The 22,125-nt window shown below is 72.1% G+C and carries 21 protein-coding genes; 19 read left to right on the top strand and 2 right to left on the bottom strand.

Annotation, left to right across the window (positions count from 1 at the left end):
- Nucleotides 1–191: 191 nt before the first annotated feature.
- From BSB02_RS14140 to BSB02_RS43505, 14 genes are all read left to right on the top strand, one after another.
- On the top strand, nt 192–1,271 hold the full coding sequence (locus BSB02_RS14140) for a glycoside hydrolase family 172 protein (RefSeq protein WP_084959240.1): 1,080 nt from the start codon (nt 192–194) through the stop codon (nt 1,269–1,271).
- A complete protein-coding gene (locus BSB02_RS14135) occupies nt 1,268–2,356 on the top strand; it encodes a DUF4185 domain-containing protein (protein WP_206184682.1) in 1,089 nt (362 codons plus the stop codon). Before BSB02_RS14140 ends, BSB02_RS14135 begins: the two co-directional genes overlap by 4 nt.
- Nucleotides 2,341–3,660: an ABC transporter substrate-binding protein gene (locus BSB02_RS14130; RefSeq protein ID WP_084959239.1), complete on the top strand. Its 1,320-nt coding sequence runs from the start codon at nt 2,341–2,343 to the stop codon at nt 3,658–3,660. Before BSB02_RS14135 ends, BSB02_RS14130 begins: the two co-directional genes overlap by 16 nt.
- Before the next feature lie 88 nt (nt 3,661–3,748).
- Nucleotides 3,749–4,690: a carbohydrate ABC transporter permease gene (locus tag BSB02_RS14125; protein ID WP_206184681.1), complete on the top strand. Its 942-nt coding sequence runs from the start codon at nt 3,749–3,751 to the stop codon at nt 4,688–4,690.
- Nucleotides 4,687–5,505 carry a carbohydrate ABC transporter permease gene (locus BSB02_RS14120; RefSeq protein ID WP_084959238.1) on the top strand — a complete coding sequence of 273 codons (819 nt, stop codon included), beginning with the start codon at nt 4,687–4,689 and terminating at the stop codon, nt 5,503–5,505. Before BSB02_RS14125 ends, BSB02_RS14120 begins: the two co-directional genes overlap by 4 nt.
- Nucleotides 5,502–7,979, top strand: coding sequence for a GH116 family glycosyl-hydrolase (locus BSB02_RS14115; protein ID WP_084959237.1), 2,478 nt, complete (start codon nt 5,502–5,504; stop codon nt 7,977–7,979). Before BSB02_RS14120 ends, BSB02_RS14115 begins: the two co-directional genes overlap by 4 nt.
- A 10-nt stretch (nt 7,980–7,989) precedes the next feature.
- Nucleotides 7,990–8,817, top strand: a complete 828-nt coding sequence (locus BSB02_RS14110) for an SDR family oxidoreductase (protein ID WP_084959236.1) — start codon at nt 7,990–7,992, stop codon at nt 8,815–8,817.
- Nucleotides 8,814–9,494, top strand: coding sequence for a carboxymuconolactone decarboxylase family protein (locus BSB02_RS14105; protein WP_240506410.1), 681 nt, complete (start codon nt 8,814–8,816; stop codon nt 9,492–9,494). Before BSB02_RS14110 ends, BSB02_RS14105 begins: the two co-directional genes overlap by 4 nt.
- Nucleotides 9,487–10,110, top strand: a complete 624-nt coding sequence (locus tag BSB02_RS14100) for a TetR/AcrR family transcriptional regulator (RefSeq protein ID WP_084959235.1) — start codon at nt 9,487–9,489, stop codon at nt 10,108–10,110. Before BSB02_RS14105 ends, BSB02_RS14100 begins: the two co-directional genes overlap by 8 nt.
- 138 nt (nt 10,111–10,248) lie before the next feature.
- A complete protein-coding gene (locus BSB02_RS14095) occupies nt 10,249–11,133 on the top strand; it encodes a PE-PPE domain-containing protein (RefSeq protein WP_084959234.1) in 885 nt (294 codons plus the stop codon).
- Nucleotides 11,134–11,142: 9 nt separating this feature from the next.
- A complete protein-coding gene (locus BSB02_RS42205; RefSeq protein WP_084959233.1) occupies nt 11,143–11,961 on the top strand; it encodes a M23 family metallopeptidase in 819 nt (272 codons plus the stop codon).
- Between the two features lie 235 nt (nt 11,962–12,196).
- On the top strand, nt 12,197–13,414 hold the full coding sequence (locus BSB02_RS14085; protein WP_084959232.1) for a cysteine desulfurase-like protein: 1,218 nt from the start codon (nt 12,197–12,199) through the stop codon (nt 13,412–13,414).
- 108 nt (nt 13,415–13,522) lie between these two features.
- Complete coding sequence (locus BSB02_RS42200; RefSeq protein ID WP_240506409.1) at nt 13,523–14,533, top strand: hypothetical protein; 1,011 nt, start codon at nt 13,523–13,525, stop codon at nt 14,531–14,533.
- Complete coding sequence (locus BSB02_RS43505) at nt 14,419–14,730, top strand: response regulator transcription factor (RefSeq protein ID WP_084959281.1); 312 nt, start codon at nt 14,419–14,421, stop codon at nt 14,728–14,730. The genes BSB02_RS42200 and BSB02_RS43505 overlap by 115 nt, the downstream gene beginning before the upstream one ends.
- Here BSB02_RS43505 and BSB02_RS14070 read toward each other — a convergent pair.
- Nucleotides 14,668–15,516 (bottom strand): CPBP family intramembrane glutamic endopeptidase, encoded by an 849-nt coding sequence (locus BSB02_RS14070; protein ID WP_084959231.1) that lies wholly within the window; start codon nt 15,514–15,516, stop codon nt 14,668–14,670. The genes BSB02_RS43505 and BSB02_RS14070 overlap by 63 nt on opposite strands.
- Before the next feature lie 240 nt (nt 15,517–15,756).
- Here BSB02_RS14070 and BSB02_RS14065 point away from each other — a divergent pair, with 240 nt between their 5' ends.
- The 5 genes from BSB02_RS14065 (at nt 15,757) to BSB02_RS14045 (ending at nt 20,011) form a co-directional block, all read left to right on the top strand.
- Nucleotides 15,757–15,969, top strand: coding sequence for a hypothetical protein (locus BSB02_RS14065; RefSeq protein ID WP_084959230.1), 213 nt, complete (start codon nt 15,757–15,759; stop codon nt 15,967–15,969).
- Nucleotides 15,970–16,158: 189 nt separating this feature from the next.
- Entirely contained in the window at nt 16,159–16,890 is a 732-nt protein-coding gene (locus BSB02_RS14060) for a response regulator (RefSeq protein ID WP_158088627.1), read from the top strand.
- Nucleotides 16,883–18,634, top strand: coding sequence for a hypothetical protein (locus BSB02_RS14055; protein ID WP_084959228.1), 1,752 nt, complete (start codon nt 16,883–16,885; stop codon nt 18,632–18,634). Before BSB02_RS14060 ends, BSB02_RS14055 begins: the two co-directional genes overlap by 8 nt.
- Complete coding sequence (locus BSB02_RS14050) at nt 18,631–19,641, top strand: hypothetical protein (protein ID WP_084959227.1); 1,011 nt, start codon at nt 18,631–18,633, stop codon at nt 19,639–19,641. The genes BSB02_RS14055 and BSB02_RS14050 overlap by 4 nt, the downstream gene beginning before the upstream one ends.
- A gap of 97 nt (nt 19,642–19,738) precedes the next feature.
- Nucleotides 19,739–20,011, top strand: a complete 273-nt coding sequence (locus BSB02_RS14045) for a YciI family protein (protein WP_084959226.1) — start codon at nt 19,739–19,741, stop codon at nt 20,009–20,011.
- Between the two features lie 393 nt (nt 20,012–20,404).
- Here BSB02_RS14045 and BSB02_RS14040 read toward each other — a convergent pair whose 3' ends face one another.
- On the bottom strand, nt 20,405–22,045 hold the full coding sequence (locus BSB02_RS14040; RefSeq protein WP_206184680.1) for an alpha/beta fold hydrolase: 1,641 nt from the start codon (nt 22,043–22,045) through the stop codon (nt 20,405–20,407).
- Between the last annotated feature and the right edge of the window lie 80 nt (nt 22,046–22,125).

Below are 22,125 nucleotides of genomic sequence, written 5' to 3'. Positions count from 1 at the left end.
TTCCCAGATCCCTCCACCCGTCGGACCTGGTCAGATCCGCATATCCGCTGGCACACTGGCGTTTCATGTACGGAGGTGTACAGCACCGGACGGCCCCTCGCGTGGCGACGATTGGGTAACGCTGCAGCGAGCGGCTATTGACGGGCGGACGCCCAGGGAGTAGACCGTCAGCAATCGATTTCTCAAGGAGGATGACCGTGACCTACGGCCAGCACGGCAGCAGCCTGCGAGACCTCCCGCGGCTGCGAAACCATCGCCGCCGCCGCGTGTCCAGCTGGGACCGCGCCGGCGGGAACGAGGACCGCCTGACGGTCGGCCCCGGCCAGACCGTGACGCTGGCCGACATACGCGGGGCGGGCTCGGTCAACCACATCTGGATGACCGTCGCGCCCCGCGACCCGGGCACGCCGCAGACGGCCGACCGCGACTTCCTCCGCAAGCTCGTGCTGCGGGTCTTCTGGGACGACTCCGAGCACCCCAGCGTGCTGGTGCCGCTCGGCGACTTCTTCGGCATGGGCCACGCGCGCACCGGCAACTTCGTCTCGGCCCCGCTCCAGATGAGCCCGCAGGACGGCAAGGCCTTCAACTGCTGGTTCCACATGCCCTTCGCCACCCGGGCGCGCTTCGAGCTGACCAGCGAGTGCGACTCGGAGGTCCTGTGGTTCTACTACTACATCGACTACGACGAGTTCGACGAGCTCGGCGAGGGCCTGGGCCGCTTCCACGCCCAGTGGCGCCGCGAGTGCCCGGCCGACGGGATCGAGCAGGGCTCGATGTCCAACTCCGAGTTCCTCTTCGAGGGCGCCAACCTCGACGGCGAGGGCAACTACGTCATCCTCGACGCCGAAGGCCGCGGCCACTACGTGGGCTGCGTGCTGAACGTGACGAACCTGCGCCGCACCTCCGACTGGAACTGGTACGGCGAGGGCGACGACATGATCTTCATCGACGGCGAGGCCTTCCCACCCAGCCTCCACGGCACCGGCACCGAGGACTACTTCAACACCGCCTGGTGCCCGAGCCAGCCGTACCACGCGCCCTACCACGGCATCACGCTCCCGGGCGGCGAGAACTGGAGCGGGCAGATCTCCCTCTACCGCTTCCACATCGAAGACCCCGTGCCCTTCACCAGGTCCATCCGGGTGACGATCGAGCACGGCCACGCCAACCGCCGCAGCGACGACCTGTCCTCGGTCGCCTACTGGTACCAGGAGTTGCCGCACAAGCCGTTCGACCTGCCGCCGGTCAGCGCCCGGCTGCCCATCCTGTGATCGCCGGGCGGATCGCGGTGATCGCCCCCGTCGTGTCGCCGGCCGGGTGCGCCGGGCCGCCCGCGCGTGACTTCGTGCTCGCCGGGGTGTGCGGCCTGACGAAGGTCGCGCAGGTGACCGGCCCGGCCACGCATCGGTACGGCGTGCACGGCACCGACCTGGGATCCGCCTTCACCATGGGCGAGCGGACCTACCTGGTGTTCGGCGACACCTTCGGCGAGCGCCAGGAGGGCCAGACGGGAGCGGGCGGCGGCTTCTGGCGCTCCAACGTCATGGCCTACACGACCGACGCCGACCTGTCCGACGGCGTCCGGCTCGACGGGATGATCACCGACGAGGCGGGCCTGGCCAAGGAGCTGCTGCCGTCCAGAAAGGTCGACCACGACGAGATCACCGTCATCCCCACGTACGGCTTCGCCGTCGGCGAGGCCATGTACCTGCACTACATGTCGGTGCGGCACTGGGGCGCGCCCGGCCACTGGGAGGTGAACCACTCCGGCCTGGCCCGCTCCGACGACCGGGGCCAGACCTGGACCGTGCTCGACGCGCCGACCTGGCCGGGAGAGTCGGGCTTCGCCCAGGTCAGCGTGGCTCGCGAGGGCCGCTACCTGTACTTGTGGTCCATCCCGGCCGGCCGCTTCGGCGGGGTCTCGCTGATGCGCGTGCCCGCCGGGCAGGTCGAGCGGCCCGAGGCCTACGAGTACCGCACCGCCCGGGGCTGGAGCGCCGACCGCGCCAAGGCCACGCTCGTCGTCGACGACACCGTCGGCGAGCTGTCGGTGGTCCGCAACAGCCACCTCGACCGCTGGATCATGCTGTACCTCCGGGAAGGCACCGGAGTCGTCATCCGCGAGGGGCTCACCCCCTGGGGCCCGTGGAGCGAGCCGATCACGGCCGTCAGCGCCACCGACCACCCGGGACTCTACGCCCCCTTCCTGTATCCCGGCCCGTCGAGCGACGGCAGCCGGGTGTATTTCAACCTGTCGCTGTGGGAGCCCTACAACGTCTTCCTGTTTCGCCTGGACCTGCGCAAACACGGCGACATCCCCACCGAGGCGAAGGAGCAGACGTGCGAAGGCAGTTGACGGCCATCCTGCTGATCGGCGTCCTGGCGGGCTGCGGATCAGGCGCGGGCAAGGCGCCGGGGGCAGCCCAGGGCGGCAGGACCGAGATCACCCTGTGGCAGCAGAAGTTCACCGACCAGGAGGACGCCTGGTACAAGAAGGCGGTCGCCGCCTTCAACAAGGCCCAGGACAAGATCGTCCTCAAGCACCAGATCGTCCCGGCCGACGTCTGGGACCAGAAGATGAAGGCCGCCCAGGCCGCGGGCAAGGCGCCCGACGTCTACACGCTCAACTACAACAAGGTCCCGGGCTTCGCCCGTACCGGCCAGATCCAGTCGCTGGAGCGGCTCATCCCGGCCGACAAGTGGACCGGCCTGCAGGAGTCGGTGGTCGGCTCGATCCAGTACAAGGGCCAGAAGTACGCCTACCCCATGCTGGTGGAGCCGTCGGCCGTGCTGTTCTACCGCAAGGACCTGTTCGCCCAGGCCGGGCTCGACCCGAACCGGCCCCCCGCCACGTGGGCCGAACTGATCGACTACGGCAAGCGGCTGACCACCAAGGAGGTCTCCGGCGTCGTGACGGCGGGCACAGCCGTGGACATGGCGTGGTCGACCTGGGGCCTGCAGTGGAACGCCGCCGGCCACCTGCCGATCAGCGACGACTGGTCGGCCTCCCAGGCGACCGACCCCAAGTACAGGCAGCTGCTGCAGGTCTACCAGACGCTCTACCAGCAGGGCATCATGCCCAAGCAGCCGCTCGCGCCGTACGCCGACGCCAACCCCATGGGCCAGGGCAAGGCGGCGATGATGGTGTGCGGCTCGTGGGCGGCCGGCGTGCTGCTGTCCGACTACCCCAAGATGGTGCCGAACATCGGCGCGGCGGCGCTGCCCTCCTTCGACGGCGACCCGGCCAAGCCGACCGCGACGCTGGGCGGCTGGACCCTCGTCGTCGACGCCAAGTCCAAGAACCCGCAGGCGGCCGCCGACTTCGTCGCCTGGCTGCTGGCCGGCGACACCACGCTGCTGGTGGACTTCTTCAAGACCACCAAGTTCTCCAAGTACTCGCCGCGCGCCGCCGTGGCCGACGCGGTCAAGAACGACCCGGCGGCGGCCGAGAACCCGTGGGCCAAGACGATCGAGGAGCAGGTCGTCGCCCACGCCAAGCCGGAGCCGACCTACGACTGGGCCATCAGCCTGGCCTTCGGCAAGGCCATCGAGAAGGCGTTGCAGGGCAAGGACATCGACGCCGCGCTGAAGGCGGCCGACGCCGAGATCAAGGATTTCATCGCCAAGAACGACCTGGCGGGACAGGGCTCCGGATCCTGACCGGCCGCGACCGGCCCCGCGCCGCAGCCGCGGGGCCGGTTCAGCGTTTTGGAGCGCTTCGGAGAAACATCGGAGAAAGGAGTGCGGCGTGGCTGTGACGACGCTGCGTGCCCCCGCCCGCGACACCCGGAGCAGGGGCAGGCCCGCGGGCCGCGGCCGGCGAAGGGAGACCAAGGCGGCGCTGATCATGCTGGCGCCCCTGCTGATCCTGCTCGGGATCTTCGTGATCTGGCCGCTGCTGCACGCGGTCTACATCAGCTTCTACACCTGGAGCTTCTACGAGGCGCCGGTCTTCGTCGGGCTGGAGAACTACCTCACGGTCCTGACCGACCAGGAGTTCGTCGACTCGGTGGTGCGGGGGCTGGCGTTCACCGCGATGGTGGTGCCCGCGCAGGTGGCGGTAGCCTTCCTGTTCGCCAACCTGGTGAAGTCGGTCAGCCGCAAGACGGCGGCGGTGCTGAAGGTCACGATCTACATCCCCGCCGTGATCTCCGAGGTGATCGCGGCGATCGTCTTCTCGCTGATCTACGCCTACCGTGGCGGCATCCTCAACTGGTTCCTCGGCCTGCTCGGCCGCGAGGACACCGCCTGGCTGGGCGAGACGTCCACCGCGCTGCCCGCCGTGGCCGTGCCCGCCATCTGGATCGGCATGGGCGTGGCCTCGCTGATCATGCTGGCCGGGCTGCTCGACATCCCCGAGGCGTACTACGAGTGCGCCTCGCTGGACGGGGCCGGGCCGTGGACCAAGATGTTCAAGATCACGCTGCCGCTGATGAAGAACATCATCCTGTTCCTGCTGGTCACCGGCTTCGCAGCGTCGCTGCAGTTCCTGGTGCTGCCGCTGATCATGACCCAGGGCGGGCCCGTGGACTCCACCACGCTGCCCAACCTGTTCATCTTCCGCCACTTCACCAACGACCTGTACATCGGCTACTCCATCGCCGCCGCGCTGCTGCTGTTCGCCGTGCTCGGTGCGGTGTCCGCGCTCATCTTCAGGCTCGTCCGCTCGGAGAAGGCGGTGGACGGATGACCAGGCTGCTCGGCTGGATCCTCAGGTACGGCATCGCCGCGCTGTTCGTCGTGGCCGCCGTCTTCCCCCTGGCCTGGATGGCCGTCGCCGGGTTCAAGGCCAAGACCGAGGTCGTGGCCACGCCGTTCCAGTTCTTCCCGGAGGTGTGGCGCTGGGACAACTACACCCAGCTGCTGGCCGACGAGTCCTTCCTGCGCTCGCTCGGCGTCACGTTCGCGGGCGCCGTGCTGTTCGCCGCGCTGAGCCTGACCGTCAACGCGCTGGGCGCCTACGCCTTCGCGCGGCTCGACTTCGCCTTCAAGCGGATCCTCTGGGTCGTGGTCATCACCACGATGTTCATCCCCGGCATCGCGATCATGCTGACCTCGTTCGTGGTGGTGACGCAGCTGGGCATGCTCGACACGCTCGCGGTGCTGGTCATCCCCGGCGCCGCCTCGGGGATGCAGGTGTTCTTCCTGCGCCAGTACTACCTCGGCGTCCCCGTCGCGCTGGAGGAGGCCGCGCAGCTCGACGGCGCGGGGCCGTGGCGGATCTTCACCCGCATCTTCGTCCCGCTGTCCAAGGGCGCCTTCGTCGTCGTGGGCGCGACCTCGTTCCTGGCCTTCTGGAACGCCTACGTCTGGCCGGTGCTGACCATCACCGACCCGGAGCTGTTCCAGGTGCAGCAGTACCTGGCCACCTTCCGCTCCGACCGGGCCTCGGAGATGGGGCTGCTCATGGCCGGCTCGACGCTGGCGGCGCTGCCGGTCATCGTGCTGTTCCTGATCTTCCAGCGGCAGATCATCGCAGGCGTCCGGATCACGGGGCTCAAATGAGGGCCATACCGCACGACGAGGGGCGGCACGTGGCCATGCCGCTCGGCGGCATCGGAACCGGCAACCTGGCGGTCTGCGCCGACGGCGCGCTGCGGCAGTGGCAGCTCCAGAACGTGGGCAACCATCGCGGCGACCTGCCGTACAGCTTCTTCGCGCTGCGCGTGAGCCGGTGGGAGCCGCCGTTCGACAGGACCGTCATCCTCCAGGCGCCGCCGCCGGAACCGGGCACGACGGCCACGCCGCTGGTCAACGACGACCACGTGCCGCAGTGGCAGCGGGAGCTGCTGCGCCGCCACGCGGGCGTGGCGGCGACGACCTTCCGCGGCGTGTATCCCTTCGCGCACCTGGACTACCACGACGACGGGCTGCCCGTCCGCGTGCGCATGGAGGCCTTCAACCCGCTGGTCCCGCTCGACGTCGAGCGCAGCTCGCTGCCGGCCGCGCTGTTCACCTTCACGATCGTCAACGCCGGCGGCCTGCCGGCGCAGGTGTGGCTCGGCGCCGCCGTCCAGAACCCCGTGGGGCACGACGGCGCCACGCCCGTCGACGGGGTGCGCGCGGCGGGCTACGGCGGCAACACCAACCGGGTGCGGCGCAAGGACGGCTGGACCGCGCTGGTGATGGACAACACGGCCGTCGACCCGGCCGCGCCGGGCGCGGGCCAGGCGGTGCTGAGCGCCGACTCCGCGCGGGCCGCGGTGCTCCCGCAGTGGGCCCATCCCGACGAGTTCCTCGCCTTCATGGCCGCGCGGGCCGTCTACGGCGACGCCGACCGGGTACGGCATGCCGGCTGGTCGGCCGACTACCAGGCCAGCGGCCCGGCCGGCGGATTCGCGCCCAGCCCGCCCGGCCAGACGTGGAACGGCGGCCTGGTCGTGCCCGCCGTGCTGGAGCCGGGCGAGGAGTTCCAGGTCCGGATCTGCCTGGCCTGGCACTTCCCCAACAGGTATGCCAACTTCGTGCAGTTCGGCCCGCCCAATCCGCAGTGGGGGCCGACGCGGTTCTGGCTCGGCAACGCCTACGCGACCCGCTTCGCCGACGCCGTCGAGGTCGCCGCCGAGATCCAGCGCGACTGGACGAGCCTGCGCGACGACTCGCTGGCCTGGGTCGACACGCTCACCGGCAGCAGCCTGCCCCCGCTCGCGGTCGAGCACCTGGCCGCGCAGGCGGCCATCCTGCGCAGCCCGTCGTGCTTCCTGAGCGCCGACGGCGCGTTCTTCGGCTTCGAGGGCGTGCTCGGCGCCTCCACGGTCATGTGGTCGGGCGACGTCGGCGGCTCGTGCCCGCTGAACTGCACGCACGTGTGGAACTACGCCCAGGCCGCCGCCCGGCTCTTCCCCGAGCTGGAGCGGAGCATGCGGGCCACGGAGTTCGAGGTCATGCAGGCGCCCGAGGGGTACCTGCCGCACCGGGTGATCGTCCCGGCCTACCTGCGCCAGCTGTGGGACGTCCCCATCGGCGGCCCGGCCGAGCCCGCGCTGGACGGGATGCTCGGCGCGGTGCTGAAGACCTACCGCGAGGTACGGCACGGCGCCGACCTGGCCGCCTACTGGCCCGGTGTGAAGCGGCTGCTGGCCCACGTGCGCGGGAAGTGGGACCCAGACGGCACCGGGACGCTGACCGGTGTCCAGCCCTCCACCCACGACATCGACCTGTGCGGGCTCAACCCCTTCATGGGCACGCTGTGGCTGGCGGCGCTGCGCGCGGCCGAGCGCATGGCGGAGCTCGCGGGCGAGCCGGGGTTCGCCGCCGAGCTGCGCGAGCTGTTCGGCAAGGGCAGCGTCCGCTACGACGAGGCGCTGTTCAACGGGGAGTACTACGTCCAGGTCCTGGAGGAGGGTGACTCCCCGGAGTTCCAGTGGGGCGCCGGGTGCCTGTCCGACCAGCTCATCGGCCAGTGGTGGGCCCACCAGCTCGGCCTGGGCCACCTGCTGCCGCGCGACCACGTGCGCAGCGCGCTGCGCGCGATCGTCCGCCACAACCTGCGCACCGGTTTCGAGGGCTTCGAGCACCCCTACCGCGTCTTCGCCGACCGCGACGACACCGGGCTGCTGATGTGCACCTGGCCGCACGGCGGCAGGCCGGAGGTGCCGACCAGGTACTGCGACGAGGTGTGGACGGGCAGCGAGTACCAGGTCGCCGCGCACTGCCTGTGGGAGGGGCTGCGGGAGGAGGCCGAGGCCATCCTCCACGGGCTGTGGGCGCGCTACGACGGGCGGCGGCGCAACCCCTACAACCAGATCGAATGCGGCGACCACTACGTGCGAGCGATGGCCGGCTGGTCGGTGCTGGAGGCCATGGCCGGCATCACCTGGGACGGCCCCAGCGGCACGCTGTCCACCCGCGCTCCGGGCCGGTGGCCGCTGCTGCTGCCCACGGGCTGGGGGCAGCTCGTCAGGGAGGGCGACGCGGTCAGGGCGTCGTGCGCGCACGGGGAGTTCCCATTGATGTACATGAATGTTCTTCAATGCTAGCGTCGAGGGCATGACCACCCTCCATGGCCGCCGCGTGCTCATCACCGGCGCGGCCAGCGGCATCGGCCGCGCCACCGCCCTGCTGGCCGCCCGCGCGGGGGCCGAGCTGTACCTCACCGACCGCGACGCCGGCGGGCTGGCGAGCGTCGCCTCCGAGGCCGGAGCGCTGCTCGCGAAGACCGCCGACGTCTCCGACCTCGCCCAGGTGCGGGGGCTGGCCGAGGAGATCCACGCCGTGGCCGGGCCCATGGACGTCGTGATGAACATCGCGGGCATCTCCACCTGGGGGACCGTCCAGAACCTGCGGCACGACCAGTGGCGTGCCATGGTCGAGGTCAACCTGATGGGGCCGATCCACGTCATCGAGTGCTTCGTGCCCGCCATGATCGCGGCGGGGAGGGGCGGGCACCTGGTCAACGTCTCCTCGGCGGCCGGGCTGGTGGGGCTGCCCTGGCACGCCGCCTACAGCGCGGCCAAGTACGGCCTGCGCGGGGTGTCCGAGGTGCTCAGGTTCGACCTGCGCCGCCACGGCATCCGGGTGACGCTGGTCTGTCCCGGCGCGGTGGACACGCCGCTGACCGAGACCGTGGAGATCGCCGGCGTCGACCGCTACAGCCCGGCGTTCAGGCGGCTCCAGGAGCTTTTCCGCAAGAGCGCCGCGACGCCGGAGGAGGCGGCGCGAGCGATCCTGCGCGGAGTGGCGCGCGACCGCTATCTCGTCCACACCTCGACCCGGGTACGGCTGCTGCACTGGGCGGAACGGTTCTGCCCGCCGGTCTACGTGGTGATCATGCGGGCCATGAACGACCTGCTGACGCGCGCGCTGGAGCCCCGGTGACAGGGCAGGCCGGAAACGGCGGTGAAACCGGGAACGTCGGTGAAACCGGGAACGTCGGTGAAACCGGGAACGTCGGTGAAACCGGGAACGGCGGTGAAACCGGGAACGGCGGTGACGCCGGGGGCGCGTCGGCGGGGCCGCGGATCGCGCCGGGACGGCGGCGCGAGGTCGGCTGGCCCGTCTGGCTGTTCAGCGCGGCGGCCGGGCGCGTCGCCGGCACCGGCCCGCCGAACCTGTTCCTGACGCTCGGCCGCCACCGGCGGCTGTTCTGGGGCTGGCTGCTGTTCGCCGGCCGGCTCATGCCGGGCGGCAGGCTTCCCCGCCGCCTCACCGAGCTGGCCATCCTCCGTGTCGCGCATCTGTGCGGGTGCGACTACGAGTTCGAGCACCATCGGCGGCTGGCGCTGCGCGCCGGCGTCGGCGACCCCTCACGGGTGCGCGAGGGCCCGCAGGCGCCCGGCTGGGCGGCGCGCGAGCGGCTCGTCCTCCTCGCCGTCGACCAGCTCCACGAGCGGCGCGACCTCGACGACCGGACGTGGGAGGATCTACGTGCGGCCCTCGGCGAGGTCCGCACCATGGAACTGGTGACGCTGGTGGGACACTACGAGATGCTCGCGACGACGATCAGGACGCTGCGCGTCCAGACCGACCGTCCCCGCAGGCCCGGCCGTGGCTGAGACCGCCACCGGCCGCTCGCTGCCCAGCGGGCGTCACCACCTCACCCGCGAGCAGGTCGTGGCCTCCCAGCGGGCACGCATGCTGAAGGCCATGCGCGAGTCGATGATGGAGCGCGGCTACGTCGGCACCTCCGTCACCGACATCGTGCGCCGGGCCGGCGTCTCGCGGGAGACCTTCTACCAGCAGTTCTCTTCCAAGCAGGACTGCTTCGTCCAGGGCCTGGACGAGGCGATGGAGCTCCTGACGAGCCTGCTGGAGGCCGCGCGCGACGAGGGGGCGGACCGGGGCGGCGACCCGCACGAGCGTTTCCGCGCGCTCCTGCGGCTCTACCTCCACGCCCTGGCCGCCGAGCCCGCGCTGGCCCGGCTCTTCCTCGTCGAGGTCTACGCGGCGGGGCCGGAGGCGATGGCCCGCCGTACCCACAACCAGGAGCGCTTCGCCGACGCGATCGCCGCGCTCTTCGACGCCACCACCGACGAGCAGCGCTTCGCGTGCCTGGCGCTCGTGGCGGCGGCGGCCCAGCTCGTCACGGCCAAGCTGGTGGCGGGCGACGTCGACGGGCTGACCGCCCTGGAGGAGCCCCTGGCCGGGCTGGCCAGGCGGCTGTTTCCCTAAGCCTGTTTCCTTAGCCGAGGATCCGGCGGGCATCAGACCGAGGCATTGACAGGACCAATTTACGTACATGACTGTACGCGATAGTAGGCCCGCTCTATAGTCAGCTCAGCAATCGATTTCTCCTCGGATGGAGGCATCATGAGAGCGGGCAGGGCAGCCTTAGCCGCCGTCATGGCGGCCATGACGGTCGCCGGCTTACCGGCACCGGCCGGCGCGCAGACGTGCGCCACCAAGATGATCTTCGAGGTCGGCGGCCACCTCGATCCTGAGGCCAGGGTCTACGACGCGAGCAACGCCACACTCCCGCCTGGCGTGAGCTTCACCAAGATCCGCTATTCGGCGTCCATCGCGCCCTACCCCGGCGACCCGGTCTCCATGGACGAATCCGTCGCCGAGGGCGTCGCCAAGCTCGACCGCGCGGTCCGCGACTTCCACGCCGCCTGCCCGGGCAGCCACATCACGATCTCCGGCTACTCCCAGGGCGCGATCGTCGCCGGAGACGTCCTGCACGCCCTGTCCGGCTCGGCCGGCATCCCGCACGCCCAGCTCAACGGCGTGCTGTACGGCGACCCGCGCCGCCCGGGCGCAGGCGGCGGGCCGGGCGGGATCGAGAGCAACCTGCCCACCGTCGTCCCCGGCATCACCATGCGCGGCTCGCGCGGCTTCGGCTCGCTGCGCGTGATGGAGATCTGCAACAGGAACGACGGCATCTGCCACTCCGAGAACCCGATCACCAACCTGCTGGGCTTCGCCAACGGGATCGCCGGCTACTTCATGGGCGACCACGCCTACGACATCGACCCCGACGCGGTGACCGGCGGCGGCGACCTGCTGATCCAGCAGCCGCCCCGCGTACCGCACGGCCCGCCGCTGCCGTTGCCGATCCCGACTCCCTACGAGTTGTTCAACGGCGACCCGGACCGGGCGCGCGCCGAAGTCGCCCGGATCCGCTCTCTGGTCGAGCCCGCGCTGCCCGCGCAGGTGCGCGACCGACTCGACGAGTTCCCCTGGCTGCCGGCGTAGGAGGCCCCGATGCGTATCGTCACCCGTACCCTCACCGCCACACTCCTGCTGCTGGCGAGCTTTCTCATCGCCTTACCCGCCCACGCGGCGCCCGTGTTCAAGGCGCCCTTCCCGTGCGGGCAGACCTGGACCTACAGCCACCACTCCGCCGAAGTCCGCCTCGCCCTCGACTTCGTCAGGTCGGACGGCGGGGCGACCGGCGGCACCCCCGTGCTCGCCTCGGCCGCCGGAACCGCCTACCGCTACTGGGAGGCGGGCGGCGCGGGCAACTACATCGTGATCGACCACGGCGGCGGCTGGAAGACCTACTACTTCCACCTCGCCTCCTTCTCGGTCGGGCACGGCGTCTGGGTCGCGCAGGGGCAGCAGATCGGGATCACCGGCTCGACCGGCGCGTCCAGCGGGCCGCACATCCACTACGAGCAGCTCTACAACGGCGTCGGCCAGACGATCGTCATCAACGGCGGCTCGCTCGCGCCGTACCCGCCGTACTACAACCAGCGCTACCTGACCAGCGACAACGGATGCGGCGGTCCGGCGAAGTACTGGGTCGACACCTTCGCCGACGCCACCGGCTACGCGGGTCCCAACACCGGTGACGCGCAGGGCGTGCTGAAGGCGGGCACCAACTACGTCTTCTGCAAGGTCTGGGGCCAGGAGATCCGCGACGGCCAGGGCAACTACAACCACTGGTGGCTCAAGACCGATCTCGACATCGTCTACCCGGGCAAGAACGGCTGGGGCGCCTACGTCTCGGCCTACTACCTCAGCCGCTGGGGCAACGACGAGGCCCGCGACAACAACGGGACCGTGATCCCCAACTGCTGAGACCGGGACGGCCCTCGTGCGCGGGCTCCGTCCTGCCCCCGCACGAGGGCATGCCGCCTCCACTCATCGCACAGTCCTCCTTCCTGCAGCGCTACCTCATCGAAGGGGTCACGCTGACCGGGATCAAGAACTGACGGCATTTGACCGCTTCGGGTGGGGCCCACAACGATGAGATCGTGAGCACTCCGAGGCGCTCGCCGGCCCGGCCGCCTCACCTCTCGTGCAAGGAGTCCTCGTGACCTACGACGTCGCCGCCGTCCGCGCGCAGTTCCCCGCCCTGAAGGCCGGTACGGCCCACTTCGACGGGCCCGGCGGCACCCAGACGCCGCGGCCCGTCATCGAGGCCATCGCCGACGCCCTGGCCGGGCCGCTGTCCAACCGGGGCACGGTGACGCTCGGAGAGCGCAACGCCGAGGCCACCGTGACCGGCGCCCGGCAGGCGATGGCGGACCTGCTGGGCGCCGACCCCTCCGGCATCGTCTTCGGGCGCAGCGCCACCCAGCTGGCCTACGACTTCTCCCGCACCCTCGCCAAGACCTGGGCGCCGGGTGACGAGGTCGTCGTGACCCGCCTGGACCACGACGCCAACATCCGGCCATGGGTCCAGGCGGCGGCGCAGGCGGGCGCCACGGTCCGGTGGGCCGACTTCGACCCCGCGACGGCCGAACTGCCTCCCGAGGCCATCGAGGCCGTGCTGTCCGAGCGCACCCGCCTGGTCGCGGTTACCGCCGCCTCCAACCTTCTCGGCACCCGCCCGGCCATCGGCGAGATCGCCCGGCTGGTCCACCGGACCGGGGCCCTGCTCTACGTCGACGGGGTCCACTACACCGCGCACGCCTCCGTCGACCTCGCGCGGCTCGGCGCGGACTTCTTCGCCTGCTCGCCGTACAAGTTCCTCGGCCCCCACCTGGGCGTCCTCGCCGCCCGCCCCGACCTGCTGGAAACCCTCCGGCCGGACAAGCTGCTGCCCGCGACGAACGTCGTGCCCGAGCGCTTCGAGTACGGCACGCTGCCGTACGAGTTCCTGGCGGGCACCCGTGCCGCCGTCGACTTCCTGGCCGGGCTGAGCCCGCTCGCGGGCGGCACGCGCCGGGAGCGGCTCGTGGCCGCGTTCGCGGCGCTGGAGGCCCACGAGGACGCTCTGCGGCTGCGCATCGAGCAGGGGCTGGCCGAGCTGGAACAGATCACGGTGCACTCGCGGGCGGCCGAGCGCACGCCCACGCTGCTGCTGACCATCGAAGGCCGCAGCACCCACGACGCCTACCGCTTCCTCGCGGAACGCGGCGTCGACGCGCCGTCCGGCAGCTTCTACGCGCTGGAGGCCTCTCGCCGGCTCGGGCTGGGCGACGGCGGCGGACTGCGTGCCGGCCTGGCCCCGTACAACGACACCGCGGACGTCGACCGGCTGCTGGAGGGCCTGTCGGACTTCCTGCGCCGGCCCCGGCAGGGATGAAACGCCGCAAGTCCACCGTATAAAAGCGCATAAATCCGGTAAATCCGGCATACAGCACTTGTGTCACTACGGTTGCCGGGGTTCCATGCCCTTGGCAGGCTCGGTCCCATGACCAGATCCACTCCGATCGCGGCAGCCGTCGTGGGCATCGCTCTGTCGGCCGCGGCGGCAGGCGCCCTGACCGCGCCGCCGGCGTCCGCCCGGTCCGCCACGCGGCAGATTGCGGCGCCCGCCGGCGTCCCGCTGGGCGGCTGCCCGAACACCCCGGCCGACAGCTTCTGGCATGCGGACGTGTCGAAGCTGCCCCGGCACCCCGGCAGCCAGGCGTACATCTCGAGCGTCGGCCCGACCCGCAAGGTCAAGGCCGACTTCGGAGCGGGCCTGTGGGACGGCGGGCCCATCGGAATCCCGATCACCTACGTCAAGCCCGGGCAGCCCAAGGTCCCGGTCTCCTTCGAGTACGCCGGCGAGAGCGACAAGGGGCCCTACCCCGTTCCACGCGACGCGCGCATCGAAGGCGGACCGAACAGCGACGGCGACCGGCACGTCCTGGTCGTCGGCACCGGAACCTGCAAGCTGTATGAGCTCTACGCGGCCTACCCCCGGCCGGACGGGGGATGGCGGGCCGGGTCGGGCGCGGTGTTCGACCTGAAGTCCAACAAGCTGCGCCCCGCCGGCTGGACCTCCGCCGACGCGGCCGGACTGCCCATCGCGCCCGGCCTGGTCCGCTACGAGGAGGTCGCCGCCGGGCGCATCGACCACGCCATCCGCGTGACGGTCCCGCGCAGCCAGAAGAAGTACGTGTGGCCGGCGCGCCACTTCGCCTCCGGCAGCACGGACCCCGCCCTGCCGCCCATGGGCCTGCGGCTGCGGCTTCGGGCCGGCTTCGACACGAGCAGGCTGCCCCGGCAGGCCAGGGTGATCGCCGAGGCCATGAAGAAGCACGGGCTCATCGTCGCCGACAACGGCTCCAGCTGGTACATCAGCGGCACGCCGGACGAGCGCTGGGACAACGACCAGCTGCGGGCGCTGGGCCTGATCAAGGGCTCCGACCTGGAGGCGGTCGACTCCTCCTCCCTGATGGCCGACCCCGACTCGGCGGCGGTCCGCAGCCGCTGAGCCCGCACTGCTCGGATCTCACGGATCGGAAGGTCACAGGCGCTCGCGCCTCCAACCGGGAGATCGCCCGTCGCCTGCACATCACGGAAGGCACGGCGAAGAACCACATCTCCAGCTGCCTGCGCAAGCTGTCCTTACGCGACCGCACCGGTCTGGCGATCTGGATCGCCCGACGGAGGCCCTCCGGCCACCGCTGACGGCAGCCCGGCGCGTCGGCGGGCGGGGGCGGCGGAGCGCAGCAGGGTGCGGTGGCGTTGGATCGTCCGGGTGGCGAAGAGCACGCCGGCGATGATGAGGAACCGGGCAGCGAGGGACAGCGGGCCGGCCTCCGGCCCGTAGGCGCCGCCGGTGAGCAGGTCGGGGCCGTGGTCGCGCAGGGTCAGCAGGCCGCCGATCACGTCGTGTTCGGCCAGGAAGGGCACGCCCAGGCGGTGCTCGCCGCTGACGGGGTAGCCGAGCAGCGTTCCCTGGACGAAGTTCCACGCGAAGTGCATGGCGATGGGCATCCACAGCCGCCCGGTCCGCAGCAGCGCGAGCCCGTACATCAGCCCGCCCACGGTGCTGCTGACCGCGCCCAGCACGCTGCCGTCCCCGTCCGCCAGGTGCATGGCGCCGAAGAGCGCCGAGCTGACGGCCAGGGCGACCCAGGGCCTGCCGGTGAGGACGAGCAGGGCGATCAGCAGCCCCATGCGGCTGACGATCTCCTCCAGGACGGCCCAGCTCAGGAACGCGGTGAAGCCGTGCCACAACACATCGCCGCGTACGGTGACCGAGACGACCTCGGTGCCGCCCGCGGCGACGAGCGCGGCGAACAGTAAGGACATCGCGACGGTGACGATCAATAACCCGCAGCCGATCTCGAGTCCGAGCCCCGGCCGGCGGACGTCGAACCCCAGCGTGGTGCGCCCGCGGACCCGGGCGACGACGGAGACGACCAGTGCGATCAGGAAGACGGCCCAGATGGCCGCGCCGATGAGATCCATGGCCGCGAGGCTACGGATCCGCGGCCCCGCCCAGAATCCGGCGAGCAACCGTGTCGGCGGTAGAGCAGGCCCTACCGCGCGTCCGCCGCAGCCCCCGCGGGCCCCTGACCGGCGGCGACGTCATCTCGCTGTTGCACCGGCGCCGCCGCGGACGATACGAGGGGGAGAAGCTGGGACAGGGCACTGGCCGATCGGGCTGTTCCTCGCCGAGGCGACAGCCGTACCCGCGAAGGAGACCGCATGATCCCCCAGCCGAAGAGCGACGACGTCGACGACGACATCACGGTCAGTCTCGGCGAGATCCGCCAGGAGTGGTGCGCCCGCTGTCTCAAGAGCACCCTCGACACGGCCACCATCTACGCCTTCGCCGGCACGGGCGCCTACGTCATCGGCGCGTACGCCGTATGCGAGGAGTGCGGCTGGTCCCCCTACGCGGACAAGCGCGCCGGGTGAACCCGCCCGCCGGCTGATCGGCGGGTGCGCGTTCCGATCATCGTGATCGCGCGGCCGGCGGGCTTACGCTGCGGGGCCATGCCGACCGCCGCCCCACCGCGCTCGTCACGATCGGCCGGTGAAAGATCGGGTTCCGCTCGATCACGGCACGCCGTTCGGCGATCATCGCTTCTCGGGAGGCGATGGCGCGTGCACGAGCGAACGGACCGTCCACGGCGGGTCGTGGTGGTGGAGGACGACGACATCAGCAGGCGCGGCATGGCGAGCCTGCTGGCCGACCACCCGCGGGTGCGGGTGGTGGCGGCGCTCGACCATGGCCGGGCGCTGGAGTGGGCGGAGGAGTGGTCGGCGCACGAGGTCGATCTCGCGATCGTCGACGCCGCCGACGAGCGCCGCCGGGACGACCAGTTCCCGGGCGTCGCCGTCGTGGAGGCCATCCGCCGCCACCGGACCGCGGGCCAGACCCGGATCATGGTGGTGACCGGCCACTTCTTCGACGACGCGCTGCGCCGCCGGATGCGCGAGGCCCGCGCCGACCTGTTCTACCACCGCGCCCAGCTCGCCGACGTCGCCGTCCTGTACGAGGCGGTCCTGGCCGCGCATCCGGTACGGCCGGCCGTACCCGGGCCGGTGGATCCCGAGTCGATGGCCCGGCTCGGCGTCAGCCGGGTCTCCACGGTCAACCGGGCGGTCGCCTACGCGCTCGACCACGGGATCCCCGACCGGCTGGCCGTCCGGGACAGCCCACGCAGCCGCGCGTGGCTGCGTCTGCGCCGCGACTTCAACGCCCACGCCCGGCTCACGCCGGTCACCAGGGACGGGCGGGTTCCGGACCGGCCGCAGGACATGCCGTCCGTCACGCAGATCGCCCGGTTCCTGGCGTGGGCCACCCGCGTGAAGCCGGGACGGCCCGATGCGTGAGCCCGCGGCGGCTCCCGGCGCCCTGGCCGAGGCCATGGGGCACGCCGTTCACCGGCTGCGCCACCGGTACGTGCTGTGGGGACGGCTGTGCGTCCGGTTCGGCGTGGCCGCCGTCCTGGCGGCCGAGCCGTCCACGCCCTGGCAGCTCGCGGGGCCGGCGCTCGCGGGCTGCGCCGCCTACGACGTGCTGGTCGCCCGCCGGCTGCGCCGCTCCGGGAGGGCGCGCCTGTGGCCGCGCGCCGTGGCCGACGTCGCGGACGCCGCCGCCTGGTCGCTCGTCGTCGGGTTCCCCTACGACGCGGCGGTGCTGATCACCGCCCCGCTGGCGCTGGAGGCGGGCCTGCGGCGCGGGCGCCCGGCGCTCCTGCTGCCGCTGCTCGTCGGCGCGGCGATCGCGGCGCTTCTGCTCGCCGCCGGACGCCCGCCGGGACCGGCGCCGGTGCTGTGGCCGGTCGCCACCGCCGGGGCCGGGCTCGCCGCCGCCCGCTACCTCGCCGCCCGGCTGGCCGTACTGGAGCGCCTGGCCCGCGCGCGCGTCGCGGCCGAGGCCGGTACGGCGGAGCTGGCCGGGCAGAACAGCGTCGCCATGGGTGCCGACTCGGTCGTGGACGTGCTGGCCAGGACCGCGCCGCTGCTGGCCGTCCCCGGGCGGGCGGCGGTTCCCTCGCCGCTGCCCGCGTGGAAGGCCGCGCTTGCGGAATCCTGCTCCCGGCAGGCCACCTACCTGGGCACCGCGCTCCTGCGCTGGCAGCGCGTCCACAACGCGCGCAGCCCCTGGCTGGCCGCCGACGCCGACCTGCGCCCGTCCCCCGGCGCGGGGACGCTGCTGCTCACCACCGCCCAGGTGACCGCGCTGGAACGCCTCCTGGATGCCGCCTCGCCCTCCGGCGTGGTCGTGGTCGACGTGCCGGAGCCCCGGCCCGTCGGCGGCGAGCAGCGGCTGCTGCTGAACGGGACACCCCTGGTGGTGCCCGCCGACGCGGCGGCGCCGGTCCGGCTGCCGGACCTCGGGCCGATCGCGTTCCTGCTGGCCGCCGCCGGGGCGCTGTGCCACTCGCTGCCCAGCTTCGAGGCGGTGCCGCCGGCCGTGACCGTGCCGGTCGCGGCGCTGGAGGTGGGGGCGGCCTGGTGGGCGCACCGCCGTACCCGCCCGCCGGCCGCGCTCGTGACCGCCGGGCTGGCTCTGGGCGCGGTGGACGCGATCGCCTCGACGGCGGGCATGGTCAACACCGAGACGTCGGGGGTCGCGCGGCTGCCGTTCGAGCTGTTCCTGCTGTGGTTCGGGCCGCTGCTGGCGCTGCACTGGCGTGACCTGCCGCCCGGCCGTCGCGCGGCGCTGCTGCTCGGCACCGCCGCGGTGCTCGGCGCCGGCTTCGCGCTGCTGCCGCCGCAGGTGTCGCCGGGTCTCCCGGCGGCCTTCCCGGTGTGGCCGGCCATGGCCGTCCTGGCCGCCGGCGGTCTGCGGGACGCGATGGACCAGGACGCCGCGGCGCTCGCGTCGGCTCTGGCCCGGGACCGCCGGGCCGTGGTGGACGAGGCCTTCCAGCGGGGGCGGCGGCTGGTGCTGGACCTGGCCACCGCCGAGGCGGTCGCCGTCTGGGAGCGGTTCATGACGGTTCGCGACCGCCTTGCGCCCGCTGTCGCCGCCGAGGTGGAGCGCCGGCTGGCCGAAGTCGGCGATCGCCTGGCACGCATGCGTGGCGGCATGCCCATCTGTGAGGACGTCTGTGAGGAGAGGGAATGATGATGACGACGACGATCGGCCGGCAGGACCATCGGGAGGCACGCCGCCGGTGGCGGCGGCTGGACCGGCGCACCCGCCGGCGGTTGCTGGTGGCCGGCTTGCGCCTGCGCGGGCATCCCGACCCCGGCATCGCGGCCGTCGCCGCCCGCTACGCCGGCAGCGTGCTCGACCGAGCGTGGATACCGGTCAGCTGGCTGGTGGTGGCGCCGGTGCCCATAGTCGTGCTGGCCGCCGTGATGCCGCTGCCGTCCCTGGACTTCGACGCACTCGGCGCGCTGGAGATCGCGGCATGGCTCACGTTCGCCTTGCTGCTCTTGATCGCCGTCCTGGCGAGCCTGGTGATGTTGGTCGCGTTGGTGGCCAAGGGGGTGATGTACCTGCCCCGCATGCTCGTGCTGGGACGCATGGAGCTGGCCAACGCCCTGGTGGCGCTGGGGCCGGCCGGCGTGGGAAGCCTCGCACCCGGACGAACGGTCACGGTCCGGTACCGCGGGCGTGGCCTGGCGATCCATCTCGCAGCGGCCACGGCGTCGGCGGCCGGAGCGGCGCTGGTGTGGACGGCCGCCGGCCGGGTGGGCGGAGGGCCAGTGCTTGTGACGCTGCTGAAGCTGGTGAGCTGCGCGCTCGCGCTCGGGGCCGTCAACGCGCTGGTCACGATCACGCCGCGCTCGCGAGAGCCGGTCCTGGTCCTGGACGAGGACGGCATGCGGGTGCTCGGCGGCGTCCAGCTCGCCTGGCCGGAGGTCGCCGAGCTGAGGCTCGTGCCCTGCCGGGCCCTCACCCTGCTGAGCGTCGTCCGGCGGCCGGTCCCGGCGTGGTACCTCGTGGTGGTGCCGCGCGACCCGCATGCCCTCCTGAGCCGTCTAGGCCCTTCCTGGCGTGCCAGGGCCGCACGCGCGCAGCGGGCGTTCGGGGCGCCCATCGTGGTGGCCGACCTGGCGCTGGATCACTCCCTCTGGAACGTGGCCTCCTGCGCTCCGGCCCCCGTGCGCCGTTTCGAGCGTTAGGGGCAGGCCGCCGTGTGCGATCCGGGCCTCCGGAACGCACGGGCCGGAAGCGGATCATGGTGGCCGCACCCGCTTGAGAGGCGATCGAGGAGGCCACGTGAAGTACGTCCTGTTCTACGAGCCGGCCGATGACGTGCTGACCAGGGCGGTCCCGCACCTGGAGGCCCACCAGGCGCTCCTGGGAGAGTTTCATGCCCGCGGCGAGCTTTTGATGGTCGGCACCTTCGGCGACCCGCAGAAGGAGGGCTCCATGTCGGTCTTCGCGACCCGGCAGGCGGCGGAGGACTTCGTCAGGCGCGATCCCTTCGTCGCCAACGGCATCATGCGCGCGTGGCGCATCCTCGAGTGGGACGAGGTCCTCGTGCCGTAGGGTGAGGCCGGCGGGGCGGCACCGGTTCCCGGCTACGATGGGCTGGTGTACGGCCTGCTTCGCTCCGTGTGGACCGAGCCCCGTCCCCCGGGGCCGCCGCGCGGGGGATGGCGACGCCGAAGACGAGCCGGAACCCGGCCAGGAGAGCGCCGTCCCCCTCGGGGGCGTGTAGAACACCGTCATCCACAAGCCCGTGAGCGTCCCGAGAAGCCCGCAGGGGACCAGCAGCCGCCCGGCCACCCGGAGCCAGCCCGGCCTCGGGCGGCGGAACAGGCGGGCGAGGTCACCGGCGTCTGCGGCCCGGGGATGAGCACGACCCCTCCCACGCGGCGCCGCCCCGGCCTCGTGCCCGGCCAGGGCGGCGCCGCGGGCGCGAGCAAACCCGGTCGAAGCTCAGCCTGACGTTCCGGCGGGAGCCGGTCCCGGCGGAAGCCGGAACGGCGTCCCGGCCGGACCGGCCCAGGGCAGGCCGTCCGACGGCCACGTCTCACGCTGCCGCTTGGCCGTGGCCTGGAGCCCGCCCACGGGACAGCGGAAGCCGTGCGGGGGCACGACCAGCGAGATCAGGTACTTGTCGATGGGCTCGGTGCTGCACCTGTCCTTGCCGTAGATGCGGTGCCCCCAGCCCTCGTAGGTGAGCAGCACCGCCTTGGGGCCGAGCTGGCGGGCCACGTTGACGGACCAGCCGTACGGGGTGGAGGGGTCGTGCAGCGAGCTGCCCAGCAGGATCGGGGCGCTGCCCGTGTAGCGCAGCCGGTGCTGGGGGTTGGCGGTGGGGTGGTTGAGGCAGATGGGCAGGTCCTCGATCGGCATCGGGTTGAACCGCATGTCCGGGGCCAGGCGGGCGGAGCTGCGCAGCAGCGCGGCGTAGTGCCCATAACTGTGCACCCGCAGGTTGTAGTCCTGGCAGAGGATCACGGTCGGCAGGTGCGCGACATCCCCCGTCACGGGCTGGCGGCCGGGCAGCGGGGGCACCCACGACGGCGGCGGCCCGCCGTCCAGGGCACGGATTATCTCGCTCAGCAGCTGCCAGGCGGGCCCTTCGGTGCCCAGCACGCCGTTCCACAGCACCTGCAGTTCGGTCATCGGGCGGTCGGTGACGCCCGGCCAGTACAGCTTGCCGTCGCGCGCCTTGGCCAGCACCCGCTTCCACACCGCCCGCACGTCCTGCCCGTGCAGGGCACAATCGGGTTCTTGATCGCACCAGCCGACGAACTGGTCGAAGGCGTCCTCGACGGCGGCGGCCTCGGTGTCGAGGAACCGCTTGACGCCGAGGCTGTGGTCCATGTTGCTGTCCAGGGCCATGGCCCGGATCCGGTGCGGGAACAGCTCGGCGTACATCTGGCCGATCAGCGTGCCGTACGAGATCCCGTAGTAGGTGAGCTTCTCCTCGCCGAGGGCGGCGCGGAGGGCGTCCACGTCACGCGCGACGTTGCGCGAGTCGACGTGGTCGTACAGGGGCCCGGTGCGGGCCCGGCAGTCGGCGTGCAGCCGCTTGACGTAGGCGGTCCACCTGGCGAAGTCGGCCCGGCTCGACATGACGGCGTAGGGCATCTGGTTGAACACCGACGCCGAGCAGATCACCGGGTGGCTGCGGCCCACGCCCCTGGGGTCGAAGCCCACGATGTCGAAGTGCCGCTGGATCTCCTCGGTGAAGAAGCCGGGGGCGCCGTAGACGGCCTCCACGCCCGACCCGCCCGGGCCGCCCGGGTTGATCACCAGGGATCCGACGCGGGCCGCCGGGTCGGTGGCCTTGCGGCGGGCGACGGCCAGGTCGACGGTGGGCCCGTCCGGATCGGACCAGTCGATCGGAACGGCCAGCGTGCCGCACTCGGCGGCGGGCTCCTCCGCGCAGGGCGCCCAGGCGATGCCGCCCGTCCCGGCGGGCGCCGGGGTCGCGCCCGCGGTGGCCGCGCCGGCCGCCGAGGCGGGTAACAGTGCCGCCAGCATCGCGAAGGCGACGGCGAGCAGAGAAGATCTTCTTCGCACGGTGCTCCAATCGTCGGTCAGCCGGCCGGGTGCCGTGTGCGACACCGGCCGATCTTGATCATGCCCGGTCGATCGGGCGCGCGGGGCGCGATTGGGACATTTCTCGAGGCGATCAGCGGGAACGA

Origin of the sequence: Thermoactinospora rubra (genome assembly GCF_002093975.1) — a bacterium.
Taxonomy (GTDB): Bacteria; Actinomycetota; Actinomycetes; order Streptosporangiales; family Streptosporangiaceae; genus Nonomuraea; species Nonomuraea rubra_A.
This window is presented reverse-complemented; position numbering and strand designations above follow the sequence as displayed.

Bases quoted from the DNA above. Each gene is read 5' to 3' on its own strand.
- BSB02_RS14115 (WP_084959237.1), top strand. From the start codon at position 5,502: ATGAGGGCCATACCGCACGACGAGGGGCGGCACGTGGCCATGCCGCTC.
- BSB02_RS42205 (WP_084959233.1), top strand. From the start codon at position 11,143: ATGCGTATCGTCACCCGTACCCTCACCGCCACACTCCTGCTGCTGGCG.
- BSB02_RS14120 (WP_084959238.1), top strand. From the start codon at position 4,687: ATGACCAGGCTGCTCGGCTGGATCCTCAGGTACGGCATCGCCGCGCTG.
- BSB02_RS14140 (WP_084959240.1), top strand. From the start codon at position 192: ATGACCGTGACCTACGGCCAGCACGGCAGCAGCCTGCGAGACCTCCCG.
- BSB02_RS14055 (WP_084959228.1), top strand. From the start codon at position 16,883: ATGCGTGAGCCCGCGGCGGCTCCCGGCGCCCTGGCCGAGGCCATGGGG.
- BSB02_RS42200 (WP_240506409.1), top strand. From the start codon at position 13,523: ATGACCAGATCCACTCCGATCGCGGCAGCCGTCGTGGGCATCGCTCTG.
- BSB02_RS14050 (WP_084959227.1), top strand. From the start codon at position 18,631: ATGATGATGACGACGACGATCGGCCGGCAGGACCATCGGGAGGCACGC.
- BSB02_RS14065 (WP_084959230.1), top strand. From the start codon at position 15,757: ATGATCCCCCAGCCGAAGAGCGACGACGTCGACGACGACATCACGGTC.
- BSB02_RS14070 (WP_084959231.1), bottom strand. From the start codon at position 15,516: ATGGATCTCATCGGCGCGGCCATCTGGGCCGTCTTCCTGATCGCACTG.
- BSB02_RS14095 (WP_084959234.1), top strand. From the start codon at position 10,249: ATGAGAGCGGGCAGGGCAGCCTTAGCCGCCGTCATGGCGGCCATGACG.
- BSB02_RS14110 (WP_084959236.1), top strand. From the start codon at position 7,990: ATGACCACCCTCCATGGCCGCCGCGTGCTCATCACCGGCGCGGCCAGC.